Source organism: Salinifilum ghardaiensis, assembly GCF_054491345.1.
The window spans coordinates 3,735,439-3,757,023 of sequence record NZ_CM137101.1 but is presented as its reverse complement, the minus strand read 5'-3'; the positions used below and the strand labels follow the sequence as shown (position 1 = coordinate 3,757,023).

The 21,585-nt window shown below is 71.3% G+C and carries 20 protein-coding genes; 13 read left to right on the top strand and 7 right to left on the bottom strand.

What is annotated here, in order from left to right; translation table 11 throughout:
• Nucleotides 1-36 precede the first annotated feature (36 nt).
• Nucleotides 37-873 (top strand): phosphoenolpyruvate hydrolase family protein, encoded by an 837-nt coding sequence (locus ACVGV0_RS17120; protein WP_459156697.1) that lies wholly within the window; start codon nt 37-39, stop codon nt 871-873.
• 28 nt (nt 874-901) lie between these two features.
• Nucleotides 902-1,339, top strand: a complete 438-nt coding sequence (locus ACVGV0_RS17115; RefSeq protein WP_459156696.1) for an SRPBCC family protein — start codon at nt 902-904, stop codon at nt 1,337-1,339.
• A gap of 19 nt (nt 1,340-1,358) precedes the next feature.
• Here the strand turns inward: ACVGV0_RS17115 and mgtE are convergent, their stop codons facing one another.
• On the bottom strand, nt 1,359-2,690 hold the full coding sequence (mgtE, locus tag ACVGV0_RS17110) for a magnesium transporter (RefSeq protein ID WP_459156695.1): 1,332 nt from the start codon (nt 2,688-2,690) through the stop codon (nt 1,359-1,361).
• Nucleotides 2,691-2,823: 133 nt separating this feature from the next.
• Here mgtE and ACVGV0_RS17105 point away from each other — a divergent pair, with 133 nt between their 5' ends.
• From ACVGV0_RS17105 to ACVGV0_RS17095, 3 genes are read left to right on the top strand one after another with little or no spacing between them, the layout of a single operon-like run.
• Nucleotides 2,824-3,792 (top strand): NAD-dependent epimerase/dehydratase family protein, encoded by a 969-nt coding sequence (locus tag ACVGV0_RS17105; RefSeq protein ID WP_459160040.1) that lies wholly within the window; start codon nt 2,824-2,826, stop codon nt 3,790-3,792.
• Nucleotides 3,793-3,810: 18 nt separating this feature from the next.
• Complete coding sequence (locus ACVGV0_RS17100; protein ID WP_459156694.1) at nt 3,811-5,301, top strand: hypothetical protein; 1,491 nt, start codon at nt 3,811-3,813, stop codon at nt 5,299-5,301.
• The gene (locus ACVGV0_RS17095; protein WP_459156693.1) at nt 5,294-6,136 is read left to right on the top strand and encodes a glycosyltransferase family 2 protein; all 843 of its coding nucleotides are present in this window, start codon (nt 5,294-5,296) and stop codon (nt 6,134-6,136) included. The genes ACVGV0_RS17100 and ACVGV0_RS17095 overlap by 8 nt, the downstream gene beginning before the upstream one ends.
• On the opposite strand, the gene ACVGV0_RS17090 is transcribed toward ACVGV0_RS17095, so the two are convergent.
• Nucleotides 6,075-6,584 (bottom strand): GtrA family protein, encoded by a 510-nt coding sequence (locus ACVGV0_RS17090; protein WP_459156692.1) that lies wholly within the window; start codon nt 6,582-6,584, stop codon nt 6,075-6,077. The genes ACVGV0_RS17095 and ACVGV0_RS17090 overlap by 62 nt on opposite strands.
• A 212-nt stretch (nt 6,585-6,796) precedes the next feature.
• On the opposite strand from ACVGV0_RS17090, the gene ACVGV0_RS17085 reads away from it, so the two are divergent.
• Both ACVGV0_RS17085 and ACVGV0_RS17080 read left to right on the top strand, forming a co-directional pair.
• Nucleotides 6,797-7,966, top strand: a complete 1,170-nt coding sequence (locus ACVGV0_RS17085) for an NAD-dependent epimerase/dehydratase family protein (RefSeq protein WP_459156691.1) — start codon at nt 6,797-6,799, stop codon at nt 7,964-7,966.
• A 746-nt stretch (nt 7,967-8,712) separates the two neighbouring features.
• Nucleotides 8,713-9,642, top strand: a complete 930-nt coding sequence (locus ACVGV0_RS17080; protein WP_459156690.1) for a M23 family metallopeptidase — start codon at nt 8,713-8,715, stop codon at nt 9,640-9,642.
• A 160-nt stretch (nt 9,643-9,802) separates the two neighbouring features.
• Here ACVGV0_RS17080 and ACVGV0_RS17075 read toward each other — a convergent pair whose 3' ends face one another.
• The 4 genes from ACVGV0_RS17075 to ACVGV0_RS17060 form a co-directional block, all read right to left on the bottom strand.
• Entirely contained in the window at nt 9,803-10,615 is an 813-nt protein-coding gene (locus ACVGV0_RS17075) for an RNA polymerase sigma factor SigF (RefSeq protein ID WP_459156689.1), read from the bottom strand.
• Nucleotides 10,612-11,049, bottom strand: coding sequence for an ATP-binding protein (locus ACVGV0_RS17070; protein WP_459156688.1), 438 nt, complete (start codon nt 11,047-11,049; stop codon nt 10,612-10,614). Before ACVGV0_RS17070 ends, ACVGV0_RS17075 begins: the two co-directional genes overlap by 4 nt.
• A 180-nt stretch (nt 11,050-11,229) precedes the next feature.
• Entirely contained in the window at nt 11,230-11,862 is a 633-nt protein-coding gene (locus ACVGV0_RS17065; protein WP_459156687.1) for a vitamin K epoxide reductase family protein, read from the bottom strand.
• Complete coding sequence (locus ACVGV0_RS17060; protein WP_459156686.1) at nt 11,859-12,590, bottom strand: DsbA family protein; 732 nt, start codon at nt 12,588-12,590, stop codon at nt 11,859-11,861. Before ACVGV0_RS17060 ends, ACVGV0_RS17065 begins: the two co-directional genes overlap by 4 nt.
• Before the next feature lie 570 nt (nt 12,591-13,160).
• Between ACVGV0_RS17060 and ACVGV0_RS17055 the strand changes: the two genes are divergently transcribed.
• From ACVGV0_RS17055 to ACVGV0_RS17035, 5 genes are all read left to right on the top strand, one after another.
• On the top strand, nt 13,161-14,441 hold the full coding sequence (locus ACVGV0_RS17055; RefSeq protein ID WP_459156685.1) for a PucR family transcriptional regulator: 1,281 nt from the start codon (nt 13,161-13,163) through the stop codon (nt 14,439-14,441).
• Between the two features lie 334 nt (nt 14,442-14,775).
• A complete protein-coding gene (gene lpdA, locus ACVGV0_RS17050) occupies nt 14,776-16,233 on the top strand; it encodes a dihydrolipoyl dehydrogenase (RefSeq protein ID WP_459156684.1) in 1,458 nt (485 codons plus the stop codon).
• 30 nt (nt 16,234-16,263) lie between these two features.
• Nucleotides 16,264-17,361 (top strand): pyruvate dehydrogenase (acetyl-transferring) E1 component subunit alpha, encoded by a 1,098-nt coding sequence (gene pdhA, locus ACVGV0_RS17045; RefSeq protein ID WP_459156683.1) that lies wholly within the window; start codon nt 16,264-16,266, stop codon nt 17,359-17,361.
• Between the two features lie 141 nt (nt 17,362-17,502).
• Complete coding sequence (locus ACVGV0_RS17040) at nt 17,503-18,495, top strand: alpha-ketoacid dehydrogenase subunit beta (protein WP_459156682.1); 993 nt, start codon at nt 17,503-17,505, stop codon at nt 18,493-18,495.
• Nucleotides 18,496-18,523: 28 nt separating this feature from the next.
• Complete coding sequence (locus tag ACVGV0_RS17035) at nt 18,524-19,825, top strand: pyruvate dehydrogenase complex dihydrolipoamide acetyltransferase (RefSeq protein ID WP_459156681.1); 1,302 nt, start codon at nt 18,524-18,526, stop codon at nt 19,823-19,825.
• A 202-nt stretch (nt 19,826-20,027) separates the two neighbouring features.
• Here the strand turns inward: ACVGV0_RS17035 and ACVGV0_RS17030 are convergent, their stop codons facing one another.
• Nucleotides 20,028-21,071: an ABC transporter substrate-binding protein gene (locus tag ACVGV0_RS17030; protein ID WP_459156680.1), complete on the bottom strand. Its 1,044-nt coding sequence runs from the start codon at nt 21,069-21,071 to the stop codon at nt 20,028-20,030.
• Between the two features lie 171 nt (nt 21,072-21,242).
• Here ACVGV0_RS17030 and ACVGV0_RS17025 point away from each other — a divergent pair, with 171 nt between their 5' ends.
• The gene (locus tag ACVGV0_RS17025; protein ID WP_459156679.1) at nt 21,243-21,506 is read left to right on the top strand and encodes a hypothetical protein; all 264 of its coding nucleotides are present in this window, start codon (nt 21,243-21,245) and stop codon (nt 21,504-21,506) included.
• The last annotated feature ends 79 nt before the right edge of the window (nt 21,507-21,585 follow it).

Genomic DNA, 21,585 nt, shown 5'->3' with positions numbered 1-21,585 from the left:
CCGGGGGATGACCCGTGCACGGGGAGGGAAGGGGATATGACGAAGCGTGTCGAACGCCCGGAACTGCTGTCCCGGCTGCGCGGCAAGGTCGACCGCGGAGAGCCGGTCGTCGGCGGCGGCGCGGGCACCGGCCTGTCCGCCAAGGCCGAGGAGAGCGGCGGCATCGACCTGATCGTGCTGTACAACTCGGGGCGCTACCGCATGGCCGGGCGCGGCTCGCTGGCCGGGCTGCTGGCCTACGGCAACGCCAACGACATCGTCGTGGAGATGGCGCGGGAAGTGCTGCCGGTCGTGCGCAGCACCCCCGTGCTCGCCGGTGTCAACGGGACCGACCCGTTCCTCATGCCCGAGCGCTTCCTCGGCCAACTCGCCGACCTCGGCTTCTCCGGTGTTCAGAACTTCCCCACGGTGGGGCTCATCGACGGCACGTTCCGGACCAACCTCGAGGAGACCGGCATGAGCTACGACCGCGAGGTCGAGCTCATCGCCACGGCGCACGAGGCCGGCCTGCTGACCACGCCGTACGTGTTCTCCGCCGCGGACGCGCGCGAGATGACCCGCGCCGGCGCCGACGTCGTCGTCTGCCACATGGGGCTGACCACCGGCGGCAGCATCGGTGCGGAGACCGCGCGCACCCTCGACGACTGCGTCGCCGACATCGACGCCTGGGCGCGCGCGGCCCGGCAGGTGCGCGAGGACGTGATCGTGCTCTGCCACGGCGGCCCGATCTCCGAGCCGGAGGACGCCGCGTACGTGCTGTCGGCGACCAGCGGTTGCCACGGCTTCTTCGGCGCCTCGAGCATGGAGCGGCTGCCCGCGGAGAAGGCGATCGCCGAGACGACCCGGTCCTTCACCCGCCGGAGCGGCGAGTAGCTCCGGCCCGATCCGAGGAGGAAACCCCATGGCGCGTTCGTACGCCAGTGCCACCGTCGACGCCCCGGCCGACGCGGTGTGGCGGGTGGTGCGCGACTTCGACGGGCTGCCGCAGTGGCACCCGGCGATCGCGACCAGCCGCATCGAGGACGGCAGGCCCGCCGACGCGGTCGGCTGCGTCCGCCACCTGACGATGCCCGACGGGTCCGTCGTCCGGGAACGGCTGGTGGACCTCGACGACGTGGCGCGCTCCTACACCTACGAGATCGTCGAGGGGCCGTTCCCGGTGCGGAAGTACCGCGCGACCCTGCACGTCGCCCCCGTCACGGTCGACGACGCCTCGTTCGTCGAGTGGTACGCGGACTTCGACGCCGAGGCGGCCGACGAGGAGGAGCTCGACGGGACCTTCAGCCGCGACGTGTTCGCAGCGGGGCTGCAGGCCCTCCGCGCGCACTTCGAGCGGTGAAGTGCGCGCGGAGGGCGGATCACACGCCGAGGACGAGGTGGGCCATGAGGAAGTAGATGATCAGCCCCGTCGCGTCCACGAGGGTGGTGACCAGCGGAGCGGAGACGACCGCGGGGTCGATCCCGACGCGCTTGGCCAGCAGCGGCATGGCCGCGCCGACCATGGCCGCCCACGTGCAGATGACCACGATGGACAGCGCGACGGTCAGCGTGACCTGGAAGCCGACCAGCAGCGTGCCGATGACCAGGCCCACGGTGGCGAGCATGACGCCGAGCAGCACCCCCACGCGGCACTCGCGCCAGACCACCCGCAGCACGTCGCCGGTGCGCAGCTGGCCCACCGCCAGTGCGCGGACGGTGGCCGTGGCGGCCTGCGCCCCCGCGTTGCCCCCCGTTCCGGTGAGCAGCGGGATGAACAGCGCCAGCGCGGTCACCTCCGCCAGCGTCGCCTCGAAGAACTGCATCACGTTGACCGTGAGCGTGGCGGCGACCAGCAGCAGCAACAGCCACGCGATGCGCGAACGGGCGATCTGGAAGACGCTGGCGGCCACGTAGTGGCCCTGCCACGGCGTGGTCGCCGACTGCCGCACGAAGTCCTCGGTCTCGGCCGATTCCAGCACTTCCATGGCGTCATCGATGGTGAGCAGCCCGACAACGCGCTGTTCACTATCGACGACGGGAAGGGCCAGCAGGTTGGACTCGCGCATCAGCCGCGCTGCCTGCTCGGCGTCGTCGGTGGCGGTGGCGGCCACCGGCTCCTCGCCGAGGAGCTCCTGCAGGGGCCGTCCGGGGGCGCTGAGCACCAGGTCCCGGAGGCTGACGACGCTGACCAGGCGCCGCTCGTCGTCCACCACGGGCAGGGTGTAGACGGTCTCGGCGCTGAGCCCCTTGCCGCGGACGACGTCCAGGGCCTGGCCGGCGGTGAGGTCGTGGCGGACGATCACCACCTCCGGGCTCATGTACCGGCCGACCGAGCCCTCCGGGTAGCCGAGCAGCTCGGCCGTGGTGTCGCGTTCCCGCTGGCTGAGCCCGGCCAGCACGCGCTGGGCCACCTTGGCGGGGGCCTCGCCGAGCAACCGCACCCGGTCGTCGGGGTCCATGGCCTCGACGAGCTCGCGGAAGGCGTGGTCGCGCAGGCCGTCGAGGATCTTCTGCTGGGCGATCGGGTCCAGCTCCTCGAAGACCTCGATGGCCTCGTCCTTGCTCAGCAGGCGGAACAGCAGCACCGCCTCGACCGCGTCCTGGCGGCCGATCTCGTCGGCGATCTCATAGGGCCTCCGTTCGGAAATCCAGTGCTGCATTCCCGCGATGTCGTTGCGATCGAGCAGAGTCTGCAGCGACTCGGTGGACATGGGGCAACCTCCCATCCGGCGGCGCGCGTCCGGCGGCACCGGGGCGGGCACCGCTTCGCGCCGTGCCCGCATTCGCCGGAGGCGCTGCCGCCCTGTTGCGACCAACAGCGGTTAGAGTTTGGCCGTGCCAACCATGAATCCGTCCAAAACTGACACCCCCCAGGCAAGCCGCGTCGTGGTCACTGGTGGTTCCGGGTTCGTCGGACGTGCCGTTGTGCGCGCCTTCGCCGAGCGCGGCACCCCGGTGACCCTCGTCGACCGCGTGGAACCACCCTGCCTGGAAGGCCGGGGTGACGATCCGGAGCGTCCCGGAAGTGATCTCGTCACGTTCCTCCACGGCGATCTGCGCGACCCGGAGGTCCGCGAGGCCGCCGTCACCGAGGACACCGCGGGTGTGGTGCACCTCGCGGCGATCACGTCCGTGCTGCGTTCGATGGATCACCCGCAGGACACCTACGAGACTAACGTGGCCGCTACCCAGGGGTTGCTCGAGGTGGCCCGACAGCGCGGCGTGGGGCGGTTCGTGCTGGCCTCCACGAACGCGGTGGTCGGCGACATCGGGCACGGGACCATCTCCGAGGAGCTGCCGGTGCGTCCGCTCACCCCGTACGGCGCGACCAAGGCCGCGGCCGAGATGCTGCTGGCCGGTTACGCCGGGGCTTACGGGATGAGCACCTGCGCGTTGCGATTCACCAACATCTACGGCCCGGGGATGGGACGCAAGGACAGCTTCGTGCCCCGGCTGATGCGCGCGGCGCTGGCCGACTCGGGCGTCGAGGTCTACGGCGACGGCGGGCAGCGCAGGGACTTCGTCCACCTCTCCGACGTCGTGCGCGGCGTCCTCGCCGCGTGGGACCACCAGTACAGTGGTACGGCGATCATCGGGGCCGGCCGGTCGGTGTCGGTGCTCGAGCTGATCGACGCGGTCCGCGCGACCACCGGGCGCGCGGTGCCGAGCACGCACGTGCCCGCCAAGCAGGGCGAGATGCCGGCGGTGATCGTGGACGTCGGCCGGGCGCGGCGGGAACTGGGGTTCGCTCCGGTGACCCCGCTGAAGGAAGGGCTGCGCACCGTCTGGGACGACTTCACCGCCGCGGAGTAGCGCCGGGCCGCTCGTCCGGTGGTCGCGCTCGGCGCCGGCGGTGTCGACGAGGAGGAGGGCTGGATGCTGCGACGGCACTGGTTGCTGGGTCTGCTGCTGCTCGCGGGACTGGCGCTCCGGGTGGTGGCGCAGCTGGCCTACCAGCCGGCGCTGCTGTACATCGACTCCTTCCGCTACCTCAACGACCTCGGCGTCTTCTTCCCCGGCGGGATCAACCCCATCGGCTACGAGGTGCTGCTGCTCGGGCCGGTGCTGCTGGTGGGCGACCTCGCCGGGGTCGTCGCCGTGCAGCACCTGCTCGGGTTGGCCCTCGGTGCGGGGATCTACGCCCTGCTGCGGCGGCACGGCGTGCGCACGTGGCTCGCCGCCGCGGCCGCCGCACCGGTGCTGCTCGACGCGTACCAGCTGCAGCTGGAGCAGATGGTCATGTCCGACCTGCTGTTCCAGGTGCTGCTGCTGCTCGCGGTCTACGTGCTGACCTGGTGGGGCACTCCCGGGCCGCGGTTGGCGGCGCTGGCGGGCGTGGTGCTCGCGGTGTCCATGATCGTGCGCATCGTGGGGATCACGCTGGTGGTGCCGGCGGTCGTGTTCGTCGTGCTCGCCGCGGGGCTGCGCCCCGCGGACGGATGGGGGCGGCGGCTGCGCGCCGGCGGTGCGCTGGTGCTCGGCTTCGTCCTCGTGGTGGGCGGGTACGGGGTGTACCACCTGGCCTGGACGGGGTTGTTCGCCTTCGGCGGCGGCACCGGCAACGTCGTGTACGGGCGGACCGCCGTCGTCGCGCGCTGCGAGCAGCTCGACCTCACCCCGCGGGAGCAGGTGCTGTGCCCGGACGAGTCCGTGCCCGAGCGGCACGCCCGGGGCATCGACTACTACATCCACCACTACAAACCGGTCGAGGAGTTCCACAGCGCGCCGGGCGCGGAGTCCCTCGTGCAGGCGCAGGGCACGTTCGCGCGCAAGGTCCTGCTGCACCAGCCGGGGGACGTGATCTACGGTGCGGCGCACGACTTCCTCAAGGGGTTCGCGCCGCTGCGCACGCAGGTTCCCGGGGACGTTCCGCTGGAACGGTGGCACTTCCAGGCGGAGTACCCGATGTACGGCGAGGAGTGGTACGTGGCCGAGTGGGTGGAGGTCGCAGGCGGCGGCCCGATCACCGCGGATCCCGGCCTGGCCGCGTTCCTGCGCGGATACCAGCTCAACGGTGGTTACACGCCGGGGATCCTGCTCGGTGGGATGGGAGTGCTCGCGGTGGTGGCCGTGTGCGGCGCGGGAGCCGCCCGCGGATCCGGCCTGCGCGGTGCCTGTCTGCTCACGGCGGGGTTGGCGGTTACCGTTGTCGGCACTGCCGCGGGGATGGAGTTCTCGTGGCGGTACCAGCTGCCCGGGCTGGTGCTGCTGCCGCTCGCCGGGGCGTTCGCGCTCACCGCGGTGACCGGCTACCGCGATCCGCGCGGGAGCGGTGCGCCGACCACGGCGGTCGGGAGTGCGGAAGGGGAGAGGGATGCTTGAGGAGTTCCCGGACACCGTGGACCGCGAGGCTCTCGACGAGTACGAGCGCAGCCACGGCGCGCACCGGTTCGGGCCGGTGGTGGTCGTCATCGCCGCCTACGACGAGCAGGACGCGATCGGCGGCGTGCTCCGGCAGCTGCCCGAGCAGTGCTGCGGCCTGCCCGTCGAGCCGCTCGTCGTCGTGGACGGGGCCACCGACGCGACGGCCGAGGTGGCGCGGAGCTGCGGCGCGCAGGTGTGCGTCGCACCGGTGAACCGCGGTCAGGGGGCCGCGCTGCGCCTGGGTTACCACATCGCCGCCACTCGCGGGGCGCAGTACGTCGTCACCACCGACGCGGACGGGCAGTACGACCAGGCCGAGATCGCCACGCTGCTGCGGCCGCTGATCGCCGACGAGGCCGACTTCGTCACCGGTTCGCGCCGGCTCGGCCGCAACGAGCGCCCGGCCCTGCTGCGCCGCATCGGCACGCACGTGTTCGCCGGCTTAGTCAGTCTGCTCACCAGGACGCAGCTGACCGACACCACGTTCGGGTTCCGCGGCATGAAGGCGGAGGTGCCGATGAGCGTGGCGCTGCGGCAGGAGCAGTACCAGGCGTCCGAACTGCTCATCGGCGTCCTGCTGCGCGGCTACCGGGTGGCCGAGCAGCCGATGACGATGCGCCCGCGCGCTGCCGGCGAGAGCAAGAAGGGCGGTGACCTGCTGTACGGCGTCCGGTTCGGCCGGGTGGTGCTGGCGACCTGGTGGCGGGAGAGCCGGGCCGCGGGGGTGCGTTCTAGCGCGTCGAGGACTCCGAGCGCTGCGCACGGCGACCGGGGAACACGAGATGGTCGATGAGCAGGAACTTCACGACGAACATCGCGGCGTAGGTGCCGGCGAAGGCGCTCCAGACGATGGCCACGCGGATGGCGTGGGCATCGGACAGCCGCACCGCGAGCACCTCCGCGCCGCTGGTGGCCAGGGCCGCCACAACGGCGGTCGCCGCGGACACGAGGGCGAAGCGCAGGACTTCCCCGCCCAGCGCGCCGCGCCCGCCGCCGCCCCACGTGCGGCGGTTGAGCAGGAAGTTGGGCACGGCGCCGGAGATCTGGGCCAGCACGGTCGCGACGGCGGGCGCTGCTCCGAGGGCGTAGCTGCTGAGGAAGACCAGCTGGCTGATCGCGGTGGCGAGGAGGGAGGCCGCGGCGAAGCGCGTGACGAGCCGGCGGTAGCGACCGCCGCGTCCGCGAGCGGTTCCCGCCCCGCCAGGACGCGGCGTGCTGCCGGTGCTGTCCTGCGCCATCATTGTCCTCTCAGGGTAGGGAGGGCACGTGCTCGTCGCACCGGAGGGTGTCGTGCCGGACCTGCTGGGACGGTCGATGCGAGGGGAGTGCCCGCACAGGCCCGCGGGGATGAGATTATCTTCCCGCCTCATCTGATCGGCGAGGGCATGTCGGGTGCTCGGGGAATCACGCACCCGGTGTGCGGGAAGCCGCATTACGACGCGAAGGAGTAGGCGTGCGAATTCTCGTTCTCGGGGGAGACGGTTATCTCGGGTGGCCGACCGCTCTCCACCTGTCCGACTGTGGTCACGAGGTCGCGATCGCGGACAACTGCGCCCGGCGCGGTTACGATCACGAGCTCGGTGTGCAGAGCCTGGTGCCGATCGAACCCATGCGCACGCGCGTCGACGCGTGGCACGAGGTTTCCGGCAAGACCATCCAGTGCTACTACGGGGACCTCGTCGACGACGAGTTCACCGTCGAGTTGCTTCGGGATTTCCGCCCGGACACAATTGTGCATTTCGCGGAGCAGCGGGCTGCGCCCTACTCCATGATCGACCGCAAGCACGCGGTGTACACGCAGCACAACAACGTGATCAACACGTTGAATCTGCTGTTCGCGATTCAGCAGGTGGACCCCGAAATCCATCTGGTGAAACTGGGGACGATGGGGGAGTACGGCACCCCGAACATCGACATCGAGGAGGGCTGGCTGGAGGTCACCCACAACGGGCGGACCGACCGCGTGCTCTACCCGAAGAAGCCGGGGTCCTTCTACCACCTGAGCAAGGTGCACGACAGCCACAACATCGAGTTCGCCTGCCGCATCTGGAACCTGCGGGCCACGGACCTGAACCAGGGCATCGTCTACGGCCAGGAGACGCCGCAGACGACGCGGGACGCCCGCTTGACCACGCGGTTCGACTACGACGCCGTGTTCGGCACGGTGCTGAACCGCTTCGTCATCCAGGCCGTGCTGGGACACCCGCTGACCGTCTACGGCAGCGGCGGGCAGACCCGCGGCATGATCGACATCCGCGACACGGTGGAGTGCATCCGCCTGGCCGCGGAGAACCCGGCTGACCGCGGCGAGTTCCGGGTGTTCAACCAGATGACCGAGAGCTTCTCGGTCGAGGAGATCGCCAAGGTCGTGGCCGAGAGCTACGGCAGCGAGGTCAAGATCGAGTACCTGGACAACCCGCGCGTCGAGCAGGGCCAGCACTACTACAACGTGCGGCACACCGGCCTGGTGGACCTCGGTCTGCAGCCGCACCACCTGTCGAACACGCTCATCGACTCGCTGTTCGGCGTCGTGGACAAGCACCGGGACCGCGTGGACCTCGCGGCGATGCGTCCGACGGTGAACTGGCGGAGCGCCTCGAGCCCCGTGCGCGAGGAGGGCTGACCGTCCGGGCGGACCGCGGCAGCGGTGCGCGGGCCGCCGTCGGCGGCCTCCAGCGCTGAACCCGCCTGCGCTGCGTGCGCGGCCGGTTCCCGCGCGGCGCACCGCGCCGCGGGTGTCCGCCGTTCGGTGCAGAGCGCACCCCCGTGCGCCGGTGAGCCTGACTCCGGCGCGGGGGAGCTGTGTGCGCCGGCCGGGGGACTGGAATATTCCACAGGCCCGGGGCAGACTGACGTCACGGCCGCAGCCCGCGCTCGGCCGGCGGCCGGTGGTCACGCGGTACGGGGAGCGGTGTCCCGGGCACGGACGGCGGTCCGGTACCCGGGGCGCCTACCGCGGCCGGACCGCTCCAACTCCTCTTCCCCCGTCCGCAGCGGACGAGTGCTGCCCTGCGAATCCTCTTGTCACCACGGCTTTTTCGCCGCCCGCTCGGTCTGTTCTGCGATGTCGCCGGGCCGGGTTTCGCCCGATCGGGCAGATTCTCCGAGCGGTTCCGTTTCCGGTTGCCGCCGGCTGCGCGCCGTGATCCGATGTTCCCCACGACGGCAACTCTGAGTAGTTGATCTGTCGTCGCGAGTGGGCGTGATCTGCATCAACATTGATCAGTTTGCGCTAGTTGATAACTCTCAGCTACTTTCACGACGCGATATCACGGTTCGGTTACGAATGCGTCTCGATCCCCCGCGAGGCGCGCCCGCCTCCCCCGACGGGTAGTGGCCGGCCGTGCCCCCGAAATCGAAAGGTGAACATTGGGCAAGCACCGGATGGAGGCGGACCATCCCCCGACTGGCCGCCTCCACGTCTCCGAGCTGACAGGAACAACCGACGGTGCCCGCGAGCGGACCCCCGGGTCCCGGCGCGGCCGCAGCGGGCTGCCCGCGCGCAACAAGCTCATGGCCGCCGTCGTCGCCACCGGTGCCTTCGCGGCGATCGGGCAACCGTTCGCCCACGCCGCGGGCGGCTCCGCCGAGGGCGTCGAGCGGCAGGCGCACGAGCAGCAGGCCCAGGCCGAACCGCAGCACCAGCTGCAGGACGCGGTCACGGGCAACCGGTACGGACCAGGTTCGGTGCGGCTGCTCGCGCTGCAGCAACCCACCGACGGCAACTTCGAGCTGCAGCGCCTGGTCAAGAGCAAGGCCGTCCAGCAGGAGCGGGAACGGGCCGCGGCCGAACGCCGCGCCCGGGCCGAGGCCGAGCGGAAGGCGCGGGCCGAGGCCGAACGCCGCGCCGAGCAGCAGCGGCAGGCGGAGGCCGAGCGGCAGGCCGCCGAGGAGCAGGCCGCCGAGCAGAGCAGCGCCGAGTTCGTCAAACCGACGGAGGGCGAGCTCACCTCCACCTACGGCATGCGGGGCGGCAGCATGCACAACGGGATCGACCTCGCCAACTCGATCGGCACCCCGATCCACTCCGTCGCCGCCGGCGAGGTCATCAACGCCGGTCCGGCCAGCGGCTTCGGCCAGTGGGTGCGCGTGCAGCACGACGACGGCACGATCACCGTCTACGGGCACGTGGCGTCGTTCACCGTGAGCGTCGGCGAGCGCGTCGAGGCCGGTCAGCAGATCGCCACGATGGGCAACGAGGGGCAGTCCACCGGCCCCCACCTGCACTTCGAGGTGATCGAGGACGGCACGAAGATCGACCCGCTGCCGTGGCTGGAGGAGCGCGGCATCACCGTCTGACGAAGCGGGACGGGACTCCCGGAACGCGGGGCGCGCACCTCGCACGAGCGGTGCACCCCGCGTTCCGCCCCCGGTGCCGGGCGTCGAGGAGTGCGGCTGCCGGGCAGCGGCAGGCCGGCAGCGGCAGGGGCCGGCAGCAGGGCGGGCTCGGCCGCCGGGCTCAGTCCTCGGCCGGGGCCGGCGTCTCCTGCTCGAGCCGCTGCCGCAACCAGGCGAGCGTGCGAGCCAGCAGCCGGGAGACGTGCATCTGCGAGATCCCCACCTGCTCGGCGATCTGGGTCTGGGTCATCCCCCGGAAGAAGCGCATGAGCACGATCCGGCGCTCCCGCTCGGGCAGTTCGCGCAGCAGCGGGCGGATGACCTCCCGGGTCTCGACCTCGGCCAGCTCGGCGTCATCGGTGCCGATGGCCGAGCCGAGCGGGATCTCGTCGGTGTCGCTGAGCAGCTCGTCCAGCGATGCGCTGCGGTAGGCGTCCCCGGCCTCGAGCCCCTTGTAGACCGCGTCGGTGCTCAGCCCGAGATGGGTGGCGATCTCGCTGGGCGTGGGCGCGCGCCCGAGGTTCTGCGACAGCGTGGCGATCGCGGCGGAGACGGACAGGTGCAGCTCCTGCAGGCGCCGCGGCATCCGCACGGCCCACCCCGTGTCCCGGAAGTGCCTGCGCACCTCGCCCATGATCGTGGGCACCGCGTAGGACAGGAAGTCCACCCCGCGGCCCGGGTCAAAGCGGTCGACCGCGTTGATCAACCCGAGGGTGGCGACCTGCATGAGGTCCTCGTGCGACTCCCCGCGGTGGCTGAAGCGCCGCGCGATGTGCTCGGCCACCGGCAGGTGCTCGGTGACGAGCCGGTCCCGCAGCTCCTCGTAGCGGGAGTCCTGCCTGCTCAGGTCCGAGAGCTCCCGGAACAGGGGGACCAGTTCGTCGTAGCGTTCGTCGCGCGAGTGAACAGCTGGTTCTGAATCCGCTCGCTTCACACGTGCGCCGTCCGTCCCTTGGTCAGCTCGATGCGTACCCGGTACCGACCGTTGGTGCTGGTGTCGGCCTCAACCGAGGCTGACACACTGTCGGCCAACGCGCTGAGTACGCGCCAGCTGAACGTGTCCTTCCGCGGTCCGAAGCCGTCCTCGCTGGCGACTTCGGCGCTCAGGGACAGGGCGTCCTCCCAGGTGCGGAACCGGCAGTGCAGCTGGGTGTCGCTGTTGGCCAGCCGAACCAGGCAGGAGCAGGCTTCGTCGACGGCGAGGCGCAGGTCGGCGACCGAGTCGACGTCGAAGTCGGCGCGCATCGCGAGGTCGGCGACGACCGCCCGCAGCACGGGCAGCTGCGTCGGGTCAGCGGCCACCCGGACCTCGACGAGGTTCGTCGTCGACTCCGGTTCGACCTGCACGGTCTCCCGTTCCACGCTCATTCCCGGGCCACCTCTACCTCGGTCGTGGCGAAGGTGCTCGCGCACCTCACTCGCAGTCATCTGGTACCCATCGTGAACATCGGACAAACGAAGATCGTCGACTCCGTCGTCCGCGCCACATGATCCACGCCGAGTGGGCCGAGTTGAAACCGGGCGCGCGAAGCGCCCGGCCGCCGGGTGTCACACCAGGGTGATCCAGAAGTCCCAGAACCGCTGCAGGATCAGCACGACGATCACCAGGAACCACACCGCCAGCACCAGGCTGTGGAACCGGGCGAGCACCGCGCCCGCGGCGCGGCCGCCGCCGAAGTTCCCGGCGCGCAGGTTGTGCAGCGTCGTGTACCAGAAGGTCGGGATGACCACGACCCACACGACCATGCAGTAGGGGCACAGCGCGCCGATGCTGTACAGCGTGCTCCAGATCAGCCAGTGGATGAAGACCAGGGCCAGCGTCGTGCCCGCCTGCATGCCCAGCCAGAACCACCGGGGAGCGGCGTAGCCGGAGAGCAGGGCCACACCCGCGGTGACGACCACGGGGAACGCGGCGATGCCGATCAGCGGGTTGGGGAACCCGAACAGCGCGGCCTGCGAGCTGTCCATCACCGAGCCGCAGGAGACGATCGGGTTGACGCTGCACGAGGGCACGTAGTCCGAGTTCGTCAGCGAGTGCAGCTTCTCGATGATCAGCGCGAACGAGGACACCAGCCCGATCGCGCCGCCGACCACGTACAACCAGCCGAGCCCCGCGGGCCGCGCCGGCGGCGTGGCCGGCGCGGCCTCCGAGCGGGCGGACGTCGTCATGCTCGCGGTCACTTCTGCAGCTCCTGGTCCAACCGGTCGGTGAAGGACTGCTTCAGCTGCTCGTAGTTCTGCGCCTGCGGTTCGAACTTCTTGCCGTTGATGAATATCGTCGGCGTGCCGCTGACCTGGGCCTTGTTCGCGTCGGCGAGGTCGGATTCGATGCGCTGCTTGACCTCGTCGGACTTGCGGTCGGAGTTGAAGCGCTGCACGTCCAGGCCGATGCTCTGCGCGTACTGCGTGAACTGCTGGTTCGCGCGCGCGGCGTCACCGGAGGGCTTGCCGTCCGAGCCGACGGCCCAGGACTGGTAGTTGTCGAACAGCTGGTGGTACATCTCCGTGAACTTGCCCTGCAGCGCCGCGGCCTCGGCGGCCTGCGCGGCCGGGCGCGCCAGCGGGTGCATCTGGTCCATCGGCTTGTTGCGCACGACGAAGGTGATCTTGCCGTCGTACTCCTGCTCGATCTGCTTGGTCAGGCCCCGGTAGTACTGGTAGCAGGCGGGGCACTGGTAATCGAGGAACTCGGTGACGACGACCTTGTCGTCCTGCGAATCGAGGACCTTGTTCGCGTTCGGCGGGTTGAGCACTTCGGAGGAAACGGTCTCGCCGTTCGCGCCGCCTCCCCGGTTGAACAGCAGGATGCCACCGATCACCAGCACCGCGACCACCACGACGATCACGGTCAGGAGGATGTTGGTGGACAGGCCGCTCTTCTTCGTCAGCGGGTTCGTCGTTTTCGACATCGGGGACTACACCTTCGTCTGTCGGCTCGCGCGGCGGACGTCCACGCGGGGTGACAAGAGCACGTTCAGTCTCGCGCACTCACCCGATCGGTGATGGCACTGGGGTGCGGTTTCACAGGTGATGCACAGCGAAATCTCAGGAAACCGGATTCCGGGGCGAAACGGGCTCGTTCCGCCTCCGCCGCGCGCCCGGGCGTGATCGCGGAGCGTGGTGGTTCCCCGGGCGATCGGCAGCGCGTTCCGCGGCCAGCGGCGGCGCGGCGGGTCGTGTCGGGCGGGCGCCCGCACCCGGGAGCGTTCACCGCCGGGCGGGCGCCCGTTCACCGGGGCGGCTCGGGGGGCGTCAGGAGGCCCAGAAGCCGCTGAGGATCGTCAGGGCGACCATCGACATCGTGCCGATGATGGACAGCGCCGTGCTGTTGAACCGCGCCATGACAACCCCCGGGATGCGACTCGCCGGTCTCCGCCGGACCTCTCACCGTTGATGTCGCCGCGCCGGGGTGCGGCGTTACCGCCGCGAGGGGCGAGAAGGAGCGGATCTCGGCCGTGCCGACCGGTACCGTGGGAGGGGTGAGAGCGGAGCGCGCGAACGACGAGGACGCGGGTGGGGACGCGGTCGCCGGTGCCCTGCCCGGTGCGGCTGACGGGGTTGTCCGCGCGGCTGACGGGGTCGCCCGCGCGGACGGTGTGACCCACGCGCTCGCCGCGGCTCGGCTGGACGACGTGGAACCGCTGACCGAGCAGCTCATGGCGGCGATCTTCACCGACAACCCGGAGTGGACGGACTACAGCCCGGTCCCCCGCGAAGAGCTGTGGGAGGGCTGCCTGCACTACCTGGAGCGGGTGCTGCAGATCCTCTCCGGCGAGGCCCGCGGCCCCGAGGGCGACGACGTGGCCGCGGAGATCGGCCGGCGTCGCGCCGAGCAGGGGGTGCCGCTGGAGGTCATGCTGCGCACCTTCCGCCTCGGCGGGCGCATCGTCTGGGAGGCGCTCGTCGAGCAGGCCCACCGCGACGGCGCCGACCCGGATGCGGTGCTCGGGGTCGCCACGGCGATGTGGACCGTGATCGACGGGCTGTCCTCGACGCTGTCCACCGCCTACCGGACCACGGAGCTGGAACGGCTGCGCCGCAACGACCAGCGCCGCCACGCCCTGGTCGAGGACCTGCTCAGCGGGCGCGCCCGGGACACGGCGTTCGCGCAGCGCACCGCGAAGGAGCTCGACCTGCCCACCGGGGGGCGCTACCTCGCCGTGGTGGCGGAGATGTGCGGGGACGGCGGGTTCGCCCTGCGCGGTCAGCAGGACGCGCTGACGGCGGGGCACGTCCGCTCGGTCTGGCAGGTCCGCGCCGACACCCTGGTCGGTCTGGTCGCCCTGGAGCAGCGGGAGCCGCAGCAGGCGCTCGACGTGCTGCGCCCGCTCGCCCGCGGGCGCGTGGGCGTGTCACCGCAGGTGCGCGGTCTGGCCGAGGTGGGGCTGGCGCACCAGCTCGCGCTGACCGCTCTCGGCACCCAGTCGTACGGCGACGTGGGCCTGGTGGCGTTGGAGGAGCGCTTCCCGGAGGCGCTGCTGGTGCAGTCGCCGGACCTCGCCCAGCGGTTGCTCGAGTCCCAGCTCGGCCCGGTGCTGCGGCTCCCCGTCAAGGAGCGCGAGATGCTGCTGGACACGCTCAGCGCGTGGCTGGAGGAGAACTGCTCCACCGCGAACGCGGCTGTGCGGCTGCACTGCCACCGCAACACGGTGCTCAACCGCCTCAACCGCATCACCACCCTCGTGGGGCGACCGCTGCACGGGCGGGCCGCGTACGTGTCGCTGTCGCTGGCCCTGTCGGCGCTGCGGCTGCGCGAGTGACCCGCGGCGCGGACGCGCTCCGCTGAGCAGGGGGTCCTCTCCTCCGGCGCTGCCCGCGCGGCGGTCGCGCCGGCTGTTCCGGCCCGCGCGGAGGTCCGGTGCCCGGGCCGCGCGGTGTGACGAGACTCCCGCCCACGGTGCGTGGCGGATCGGCGCCGCGCCGGGCCCGGCTCCGGGGCGAATGTGCGTTCTGCACAGTTGCGCCGCCCGAACTCTGGGCGAGCGGGCATGGCGCGCACGTGGGCGTTGTCACGACACTCGTCCCGAGGATCGCCCGGCTGCGCGCCGGGTCGGAGCGCAAACGACGCGTGCGGCACAAAAGGAGCACAGCGAAGTGCAGGAGTTCGACCTTCTCGTGGTGGGCGGCGGCCCCGGTGGGTACGTCGCCGCTATCCGGGCCGCGCAGCGCGGCCTGTCGGTCGGGGTCGTGGAAAAGGAGCGGCCCGGCGGTGTGTGCCTGAACTGGGGGTGCATCCCGACCAAGGCGATGTTGCGCTCGGCCGAGGTGTACGAAACCGTGCTGCACGCGGCCGAGTTCGGTGTGCAGGTGGACGGCGTCAGCCTCGACTACGGCACCGTCACCAAGCGCAAGGACAGCGTCGTCAAGGGCCTCACCGACGGCGTGGCCGGGCTGCTCAAGGCCAACGGCGTCACCGTGATCAACGGCCACGCGCGGTTCACCGGACCGACCACGGTGGACGTGCACGACGTCGGTGAGCCGGAGTCCGGCCCCGACGCCCCGCGCTACGCCACCGAACCGGCCGGATCCGTGAAGGACCGGGTGCGCGCCTCCGACGTGATCATCGCGACCGGCTCCGTCCCGGTCCGCCTGCCGCTGCCCGGTGCGGATCTGCCCGGGGTGATCACTTCGGACGGTGCGTTCGGGCTCGAGGAGGTGCCGCGGCGGATCGCCGTCATCGGCGGGAGCGCGGTCGGCGCCGAGTGGGCGAGCCTGTTCGCCACGCTCGGCAGCGAGGTCAGCCTCATCGAGATGCAGTCCACCCTGGTCCCCGCTGAGGACGCCGAGGTCGGCAAGGCCCTCGGCCGCTCCTTCAGCAAGCGCGGCATCAAGGTGCTCACCGACTCCACCGTTTCGCGCATCGACGAGGGCGAGGACGGGCTGCGGGTTTCCGTCGACGGCAAGAAGCCGCAGGCGGTGGACGCCGACGTGGTGCTCGTCGGTGTGGGCCGCAAGCCCAACACGGCGCAGCTGGACCTCGAAGCGGCCGGCGTGGCGACCGACGAGCGCGGTTTCGTCCCGGTGGACGGCGCGCTGCGCACCAACGTCGAGCACGTCCACGCGATCGGCGATGTCACCGGCAAGGCGCTGCTGGCGCACGTCGCCTCGCACCAGGGCGTGGTGGCCGCCGAGACGATCGCCGGCAACCACGCGGCGATCGACTACGGCGTCATTCCCGCGGCGACGTTCACCCACCCCGAGATCGCCAGCGTCGGGCTGACCGAGGCCCAGGCGACCGAAGCGGGCCACGAGGTGGTCACCGCGCGGTTCCCGTTCGCCGCGCTCGGGCGGTCCCAGACCTTCGGCGACACCGAAGGATTCATGAAGATCGTCGCCGGCAAGCAGTACGGCGAGGTTCTCGGCGTGCACATCATCGGCCCGTCGGCCAGCGATCTGATCACCGAGGGCGCGCTCGCGCTCACGCTCGAGGCCACGTTGGACGAACTGGCCGACACCATCCACGCCCACCCCACGCTCGGCGAGGTCGGCATGGAGGCATCGATGGCCGCACTGGGACTTCCCATCCACACCGCGCCGGCCAAGCAACGCTGAGGCGAGCTCACCGAAAAGGAGCGATCCGAGATGGCACAGACGGCTACTCGCAGCAAACCGTCCTCCACCCGCTCGAAGAGCCGCCGCAGCGGCTCGGCTGCCCGCTCCGGCGGCCGGTTCACCGGTGAGTCGCCGGAGATGCTGCAGGACTACTACCGGGAGATGGCCCTGATCCGGCGGTTCGAGGAGCGCGCCGCGCAGGGCTACACCCAGGCCAAGATCGGCGGCTACTGCCACCTCAACCTCGGTGAGGAAGCCACAGTCGTGGGGCTGATGCGCACGCTGCGCAAGACCGACCTGCTGTTCACCAACTACCGCGAGCACGGCTACGCCATCGCCAAGGGCATCGCCCCCGGCCGCGTGATGGCCGAGCTGTACGGCCGCACCACCGGTACCTCCAAGGGCTGGGGCGGCTCGATGCACATGTTCGACGTGGACAACGGACTGCTCGGCGGGTACGGCATCGTCGGCGGCCAGATCCCGCTGGCCACCGGCGCGGCGATGGCCGTGGACTACCGGGGCGGCGACCAGGTCGTGATGTGCCAGATGGGCGACGGCACGACCAACATCGGTGCCTTCCACGAGGCCCTGAACATCGCGTCGCTGTGGAAGCTGCCCGTCGTGTTCGTCGTCGTGAACAACCAGCTCGGCATGGGGACCACCGTGGACCGCTCCTCGGCCGAACCGGAGCTGTTCAAGCGCGGCGAGGCCTTCCGCATGGAGGGCGAGCGCGTCGACGGCACCGACCTGCTGGCCGTGCGCGACGCGTCCAACCGGCTCGTGGAGAAGGCCCGCAACGGCGGGGGACCGGTGCTGCTGGAGACGGTGAGCGACCGGATGAAGGGCCACTCGGTCGTCGACCCGCAGAAGTACCGGGACGAGGATGAGGCCGCGCGGGCCCGCGAATCCGACCCGGTGGCGAAGTTCCGCGCCGAGCTCGTCGAGGCCGGCGTCCTCGACGAGGACACCGCGGCGGAGATCGAGAAGTCGGCGGAGGCCGAAGCGGACGAAGCCGTCGCGTTCGCCGACGGGAGCCCGCACCCGGACCCGGCCACGCTGTTCGACTACACCTACGCCACGCCGGTGAACAACGATTCCCGGCGCCTGCCCGCGGATCCGGTGTTCTGACCGCCGACTCCCCGTGCCGCGCCCGCCGTTCGCCCCCGCGCGCCGAACGGCGGGGCGCGGAACCGTCCACTCGCAACGACACCGCGGGCCGCGCGTGCACCGCGCGCCGGCCCGCAGTCCATCCTGTCCAGGAGAACGATCTTGGCCGTCATCACGTACCGCCAAGCGTTGCACGACACGCTTCGCGAAGAGATGCTGAAAGATGAGGAGATCTTCCTCATCGGCGAGGAAATCGGGGTCTTCGAGGGCTCCTACAAGATCACCGCCGGATTGCTGCAGGAATTCGGCGAGAAGCGGGTGCGCGACACCCCGATCGCCGAGGAGGGTTTCGTCGGCGCTTCGGTCGGCGCCGCCATGATGGGCCTGCGGCCCGTCGTGGAGCTCATGACGATCAACTTCTCGCTGCTGGCGCTGGACCAGATCGTCAACCACGCGGCGAAGATCTACGGCATGTTCGGCGGGCAGACCAGCGTGCCCATGGTGATGCGCACGCCCGGCGGCGGCGGGCAGCAGCTCGGCGCGACCCACTCGCAGAACATCGAGCTGTACTACGCGTTCGTGCCGGGTCTGAAGGTCGTCGCCCCGAGCACGCCGGCCGAGGCGAAGTCGCTGCTGCTGGCGTCCATCCGGGACAACGACCCGGTGCTGTTCCTGGAGAACCTCGCGTTGTACAACACCAAGGGCGAGGTGCCGGACGAGGTCGAACCGGCCGAGATCGGCAAGGCGAAGGTCACCCGGCAGGGCAGCGACATCACGATCATCGGCTACTCGCGCATGGCGATGATCGCCGACCAGGTCGCGGACAAGCTGGCCGAGGAGGGCATCAACGCCGAGGTGGTCGACCTGCGGAGCCTGCGGCCGCTGGACCGGCAGACGCTGGTGGAATCGGTGCGCAAGACCGGGTGCGCAGTCATCGCCGAGGACGACTGGCTGACGTACGGTATCGGGGCGGAAGTCGCCGCTTCCATCTCGGACGGTGCGTTCGACCACCTCGACGCGCCCGTGCGGCGCGTGGCCTCGGCCGAGGTCCCGCTGCCCTACGCGAAGCCGTTGGAGCGCGCCGCACTGCCTTCCGCGGACTCGCTGATCGAGGCCGCGCACCAGACATTGGACGCCGTGGGGCACCGTCGTTGACGCCCTCTTCGCAGCCGAGGAATAACCGATGACCGAGATCCAGATGCCGAGGCTCTCCGACACGATGGAGGAGGGCGTCATCTCGACCTGGCGCAAGCAGGTCGGGGACGCGGTCGACCGCGGAGACGTGTTGGCCGAGATCGAGACGGACAAGGCCGTCATGGAAATGGAAGTCTACGACGCCGGCGTGCTGGAGAAGATCCTCGTCGGTGAGGGCGAGACGACGCCGATCGGCACGCCCATCGCCGTGCTCGGCGACGGCTCGGGCGCCGCGGCCGAGGCCGCGGCCGGCGGTGGGGGGACCGCATCGGCCGCACCCGCGCAGGCCGAGGAGCCCGCCCCGCAGCAGGGCGCGGCCGCGGAGGAGCCGGCCCCGGCCGCCGCCTCCGAGCAGGACGGCGAGCGGACGGTCAACGGGCAGAAGCCGAAGGCCTCGCCGCTGGCCAAGGCCATCGCCCGGGAGCAGGGCGTGGACCTGAGCACGGTGCGGGGCACGGGCCCCGGTGGGCGGATCATCCGCGTCGACGTGGAGGCCGCGGCGAGCTCCGCCGCGGAGAGCCCGGCGCCCGCCGCCCCCGCGGCGGAAGCCCCGGCCGCGCCGCAGCAGTCCTCCGCCGCGCCGCAGACCGCGGCCGACGAGGACGTCGAGGAGCTGCCGCTGAACCAGATCCGCAAGGTCACGGCCAAACGGCTCACCGAGAGCAAGCAGAACGCGCCGCACTTCTACCTGACCAGCGCGATCGACGTCACCGACCTGGCCGCGTTCCGCGCCGACCTCAACGCCCGGCTGCAGGCCGTCGGCGGCAGCAAGGTCAGCATGAACGACCTGGTCGTCAAGGCCGTGGCGGGTTCGCTGCGGGCGCACCCGGCGGTGAACTCCTCCTTCGGCGGGGACAAGATCCTGCAGCACAAGCGGGTCCACCTGGGTGTGGCCGTGGCGATCGACTCCGGCCTGGTGGTGCCGGTCGTGCGCGACGCGGACCGCAAGAGCGTCTCGCAGATCGCCGAGGAGAGCCGGGAGATGGCCGGGCGCGCCCGGGAGGGCAAGCTCAAGCCGGACGAGATGTCCGGCGGCACCTTCTCGATCTCGAACCTGGGCATGTTCGGCGTGGAGCAGTTCTCCGCGGTGATCAACCCGCCGGAGGCCGGGATCCTCGCCGTGGGCGCGGCCAAGGACGAGGTGCAGGTGCGCGACGGCGAGTTCGTCGCCCGCACGATCCTGCGGGTGACGTTGTCGGCCGACCACCGCGCGGTGGACGGTGCGGTCGGTGCGGCGTTCCTGCAGCACCTCACCGCGCTGCTCGAGGACCCGATCCGGATCGTGGCCTGAGAGCCCGGTCCCTCCGCCGGCCCCGGCCGCCGGTCCGGGGTGCCCGCGGTACCGGTCCGCGGGGCCGGTCTTCGGGCGGTGCGGGCGCTGCCGTGCCGCCGCGCAGGACGACCCCTCCCGCGATGACGCGGCCTCTCGCGGGAGGGGTTCTTTTCCGTCCGCTGCTGCTCCGGCCGGGGGGCAGCAGCGGACGGAGCCGCGGTCACCCCAGCGCCCGGGAGAGTCTCCGCGGCAGCCGTTCGAGCACCCACGGGATGCTGGAGACGGTGGCCGAGCCCAGCGCCATGGTCAGGTCGTAGTCCTCCAGCAGCACCAGGGAGCCGCGCTTGGCCGCCGGCAGGTTGTTCAGCAGCGGGTCCGCGCGGACGGTCGCCACGTCCGCGGGCTGCGCGGTGGTCACCACGACGACGTCCGCGTCCAGCAGCGAGACCTGCTCCTTGGAGATCTTGACGTTGAACTCGCCCCCGTCGTCGAGCTGCTGGATCGCGGGGGAGAGCGTCAGGCCGAGCTGCTCCAGCAGGGCGGTGCGCGCGTCCTGCCGCGTGTAGGCCGCGTAGGTGCCCTGGGCGTCGGTGCGCACGGTCACGTGCGTCCTGCCCTCGAACTCGGGGTGCTGCTCGCGGGTCCGGTCGAGCGCGCCCTGCGTGTCGGTGATGAGCCGGGAGGTCTCCCCGCGCATGCCGACGGCCCTGCCGATGGTCTCGGCCTGCTGCTTCCACGGCACGCCGTAGTCGATGCTGTTCGGCGGCTGGGCCACGACCGGGTTGAACGAGCTCAGCCGCTGGTACTCGTCGCGGGTGAGCGCGCTCTGCACGCCGATCATCACGTCGGGCTCGAGGCCGATGACCCCTTCCAGGTCGAGTTCGCTGCCGAACAGGCGCGGTTCCTCGCCGCCGTTCGCGAGCTGGTTGTCGAGCTCGTCCCGCACCCACGGCCCGACACCGCTGTCCCACGGGCCCCACCGGGTCAGCCCGGCGGGCAGGATGCCGAGCATGAGCAGCACGTCGTGGTCGGTGATGCCGAGGCTGGCGATCGTGCGCGGCCTGCCGGGGATCTCCGCCCGGCCGTAGCGGTTCGGGATCGTCACCGGAAAGCCCGGTCCGCCCCGGGGCGCCTCGCCGGAGCCGCTGCCCCCTGCGCAGGCAGCGAGGCCCGCGGCTGCCGCGCCGACGGTCCCGGCGAGGAACCCGCGGCGGCTGAGGGAGGGGGCCGGGGAGCGCGCCGCCCGCGTTGAGGAAAGACTCATCACCGCATCCTTCTGCGTCGATCACCGGAAAAGCAAGGCTAACCTTAGTAATCGGGCGGAGGCGTGCCCAGTCCGGTTCGCGGCGCGGTGAGAGGGATCACGAGTGCGCCGCACGGCCTCTCCGCGCGGCCCCGAAGTGGTCACGATGCGTCATCCGGCGAGGTACCGTGGGTGGTGCGGCGCCACGCGATGCACCCGGAGGCCGTCATGAACGACGAGGGCGTGTTCGAACGACGCTGGCAGCTCACCGAGGACGAGCTCCTGCGATTGCTGTGGGAGTGCCACGCGGGGGAGAACCCGGACGTCGCGCTGCTGCGCCTGCACGCCTCGCGCCCGGCCGAGCAGGAGTGGGGGAGCACGCGGCGGGCGCGCAGCGGCGCCGGGGCGACGCGCGTGACGCGCCACGTGCGCCGCACCCGCCGCGTGTCCAGGTGACGTGCCCCGCTCTGCGGGGTGACCCCGCCCTCTGCGGGGCGACCTCGTTCTCGGGGCAGGCCTCGTTCTTGGGGCAGGC

What these genes read in the sequence shown, in the direction of transcription:
- ACVGV0_RS17090 (WP_459156692.1), bottom strand. Translation starts at nt 6,584, where the DNA reads ATGATGGCGCAGGACAGCACCGGCAGCACGCCGCGTCCTGGCGGGGCG.
- ACVGV0_RS17030 (WP_459156680.1), bottom strand. Translation starts at nt 21,071, where the DNA reads ATGAGTCTTTCCTCAACGCGGGCGGCGCGCTCCCCGGCCCCCTCCCTC.
- ACVGV0_RS17095 (WP_459156693.1), top strand. Translation starts at nt 5,294, where the DNA reads ATGCTTGAGGAGTTCCCGGACACCGTGGACCGCGAGGCTCTCGACGAG.
- pdhA (WP_459156683.1), top strand. Translation starts at nt 16,264, where the DNA reads ATGGCACAGACGGCTACTCGCAGCAAACCGTCCTCCACCCGCTCGAAG.
- ACVGV0_RS17120 (WP_459156697.1), top strand. Translation starts at nt 37, where the DNA reads ATGACGAAGCGTGTCGAACGCCCGGAACTGCTGTCCCGGCTGCGCGGC.
- ACVGV0_RS17105 (WP_459160040.1), top strand. Translation starts at nt 2,824, where the DNA reads ATGAATCCGTCCAAAACTGACACCCCCCAGGCAAGCCGCGTCGTGGTC.
- ACVGV0_RS17115 (WP_459156696.1), top strand. Translation starts at nt 902, where the DNA reads ATGGCGCGTTCGTACGCCAGTGCCACCGTCGACGCCCCGGCCGACGCG.
- ACVGV0_RS17060 (WP_459156686.1), bottom strand. Translation starts at nt 12,590, where the DNA reads ATGTCGAAAACGACGAACCCGCTGACGAAGAAGAGCGGCCTGTCCACC.
- ACVGV0_RS17035 (WP_459156681.1), top strand. Translation starts at nt 18,524, where the DNA reads ATGACCGAGATCCAGATGCCGAGGCTCTCCGACACGATGGAGGAGGGC.
- mgtE (WP_459156695.1), bottom strand. Translation starts at nt 2,690, where the DNA reads ATGTCCACCGAGTCGCTGCAGACTCTGCTCGATCGCAACGACATCGCG.
- ACVGV0_RS17070 (WP_459156688.1), bottom strand. Translation starts at nt 11,049, where the DNA reads ATGAGCGTGGAACGGGAGACCGTGCAGGTCGAACCGGAGTCGACGACG.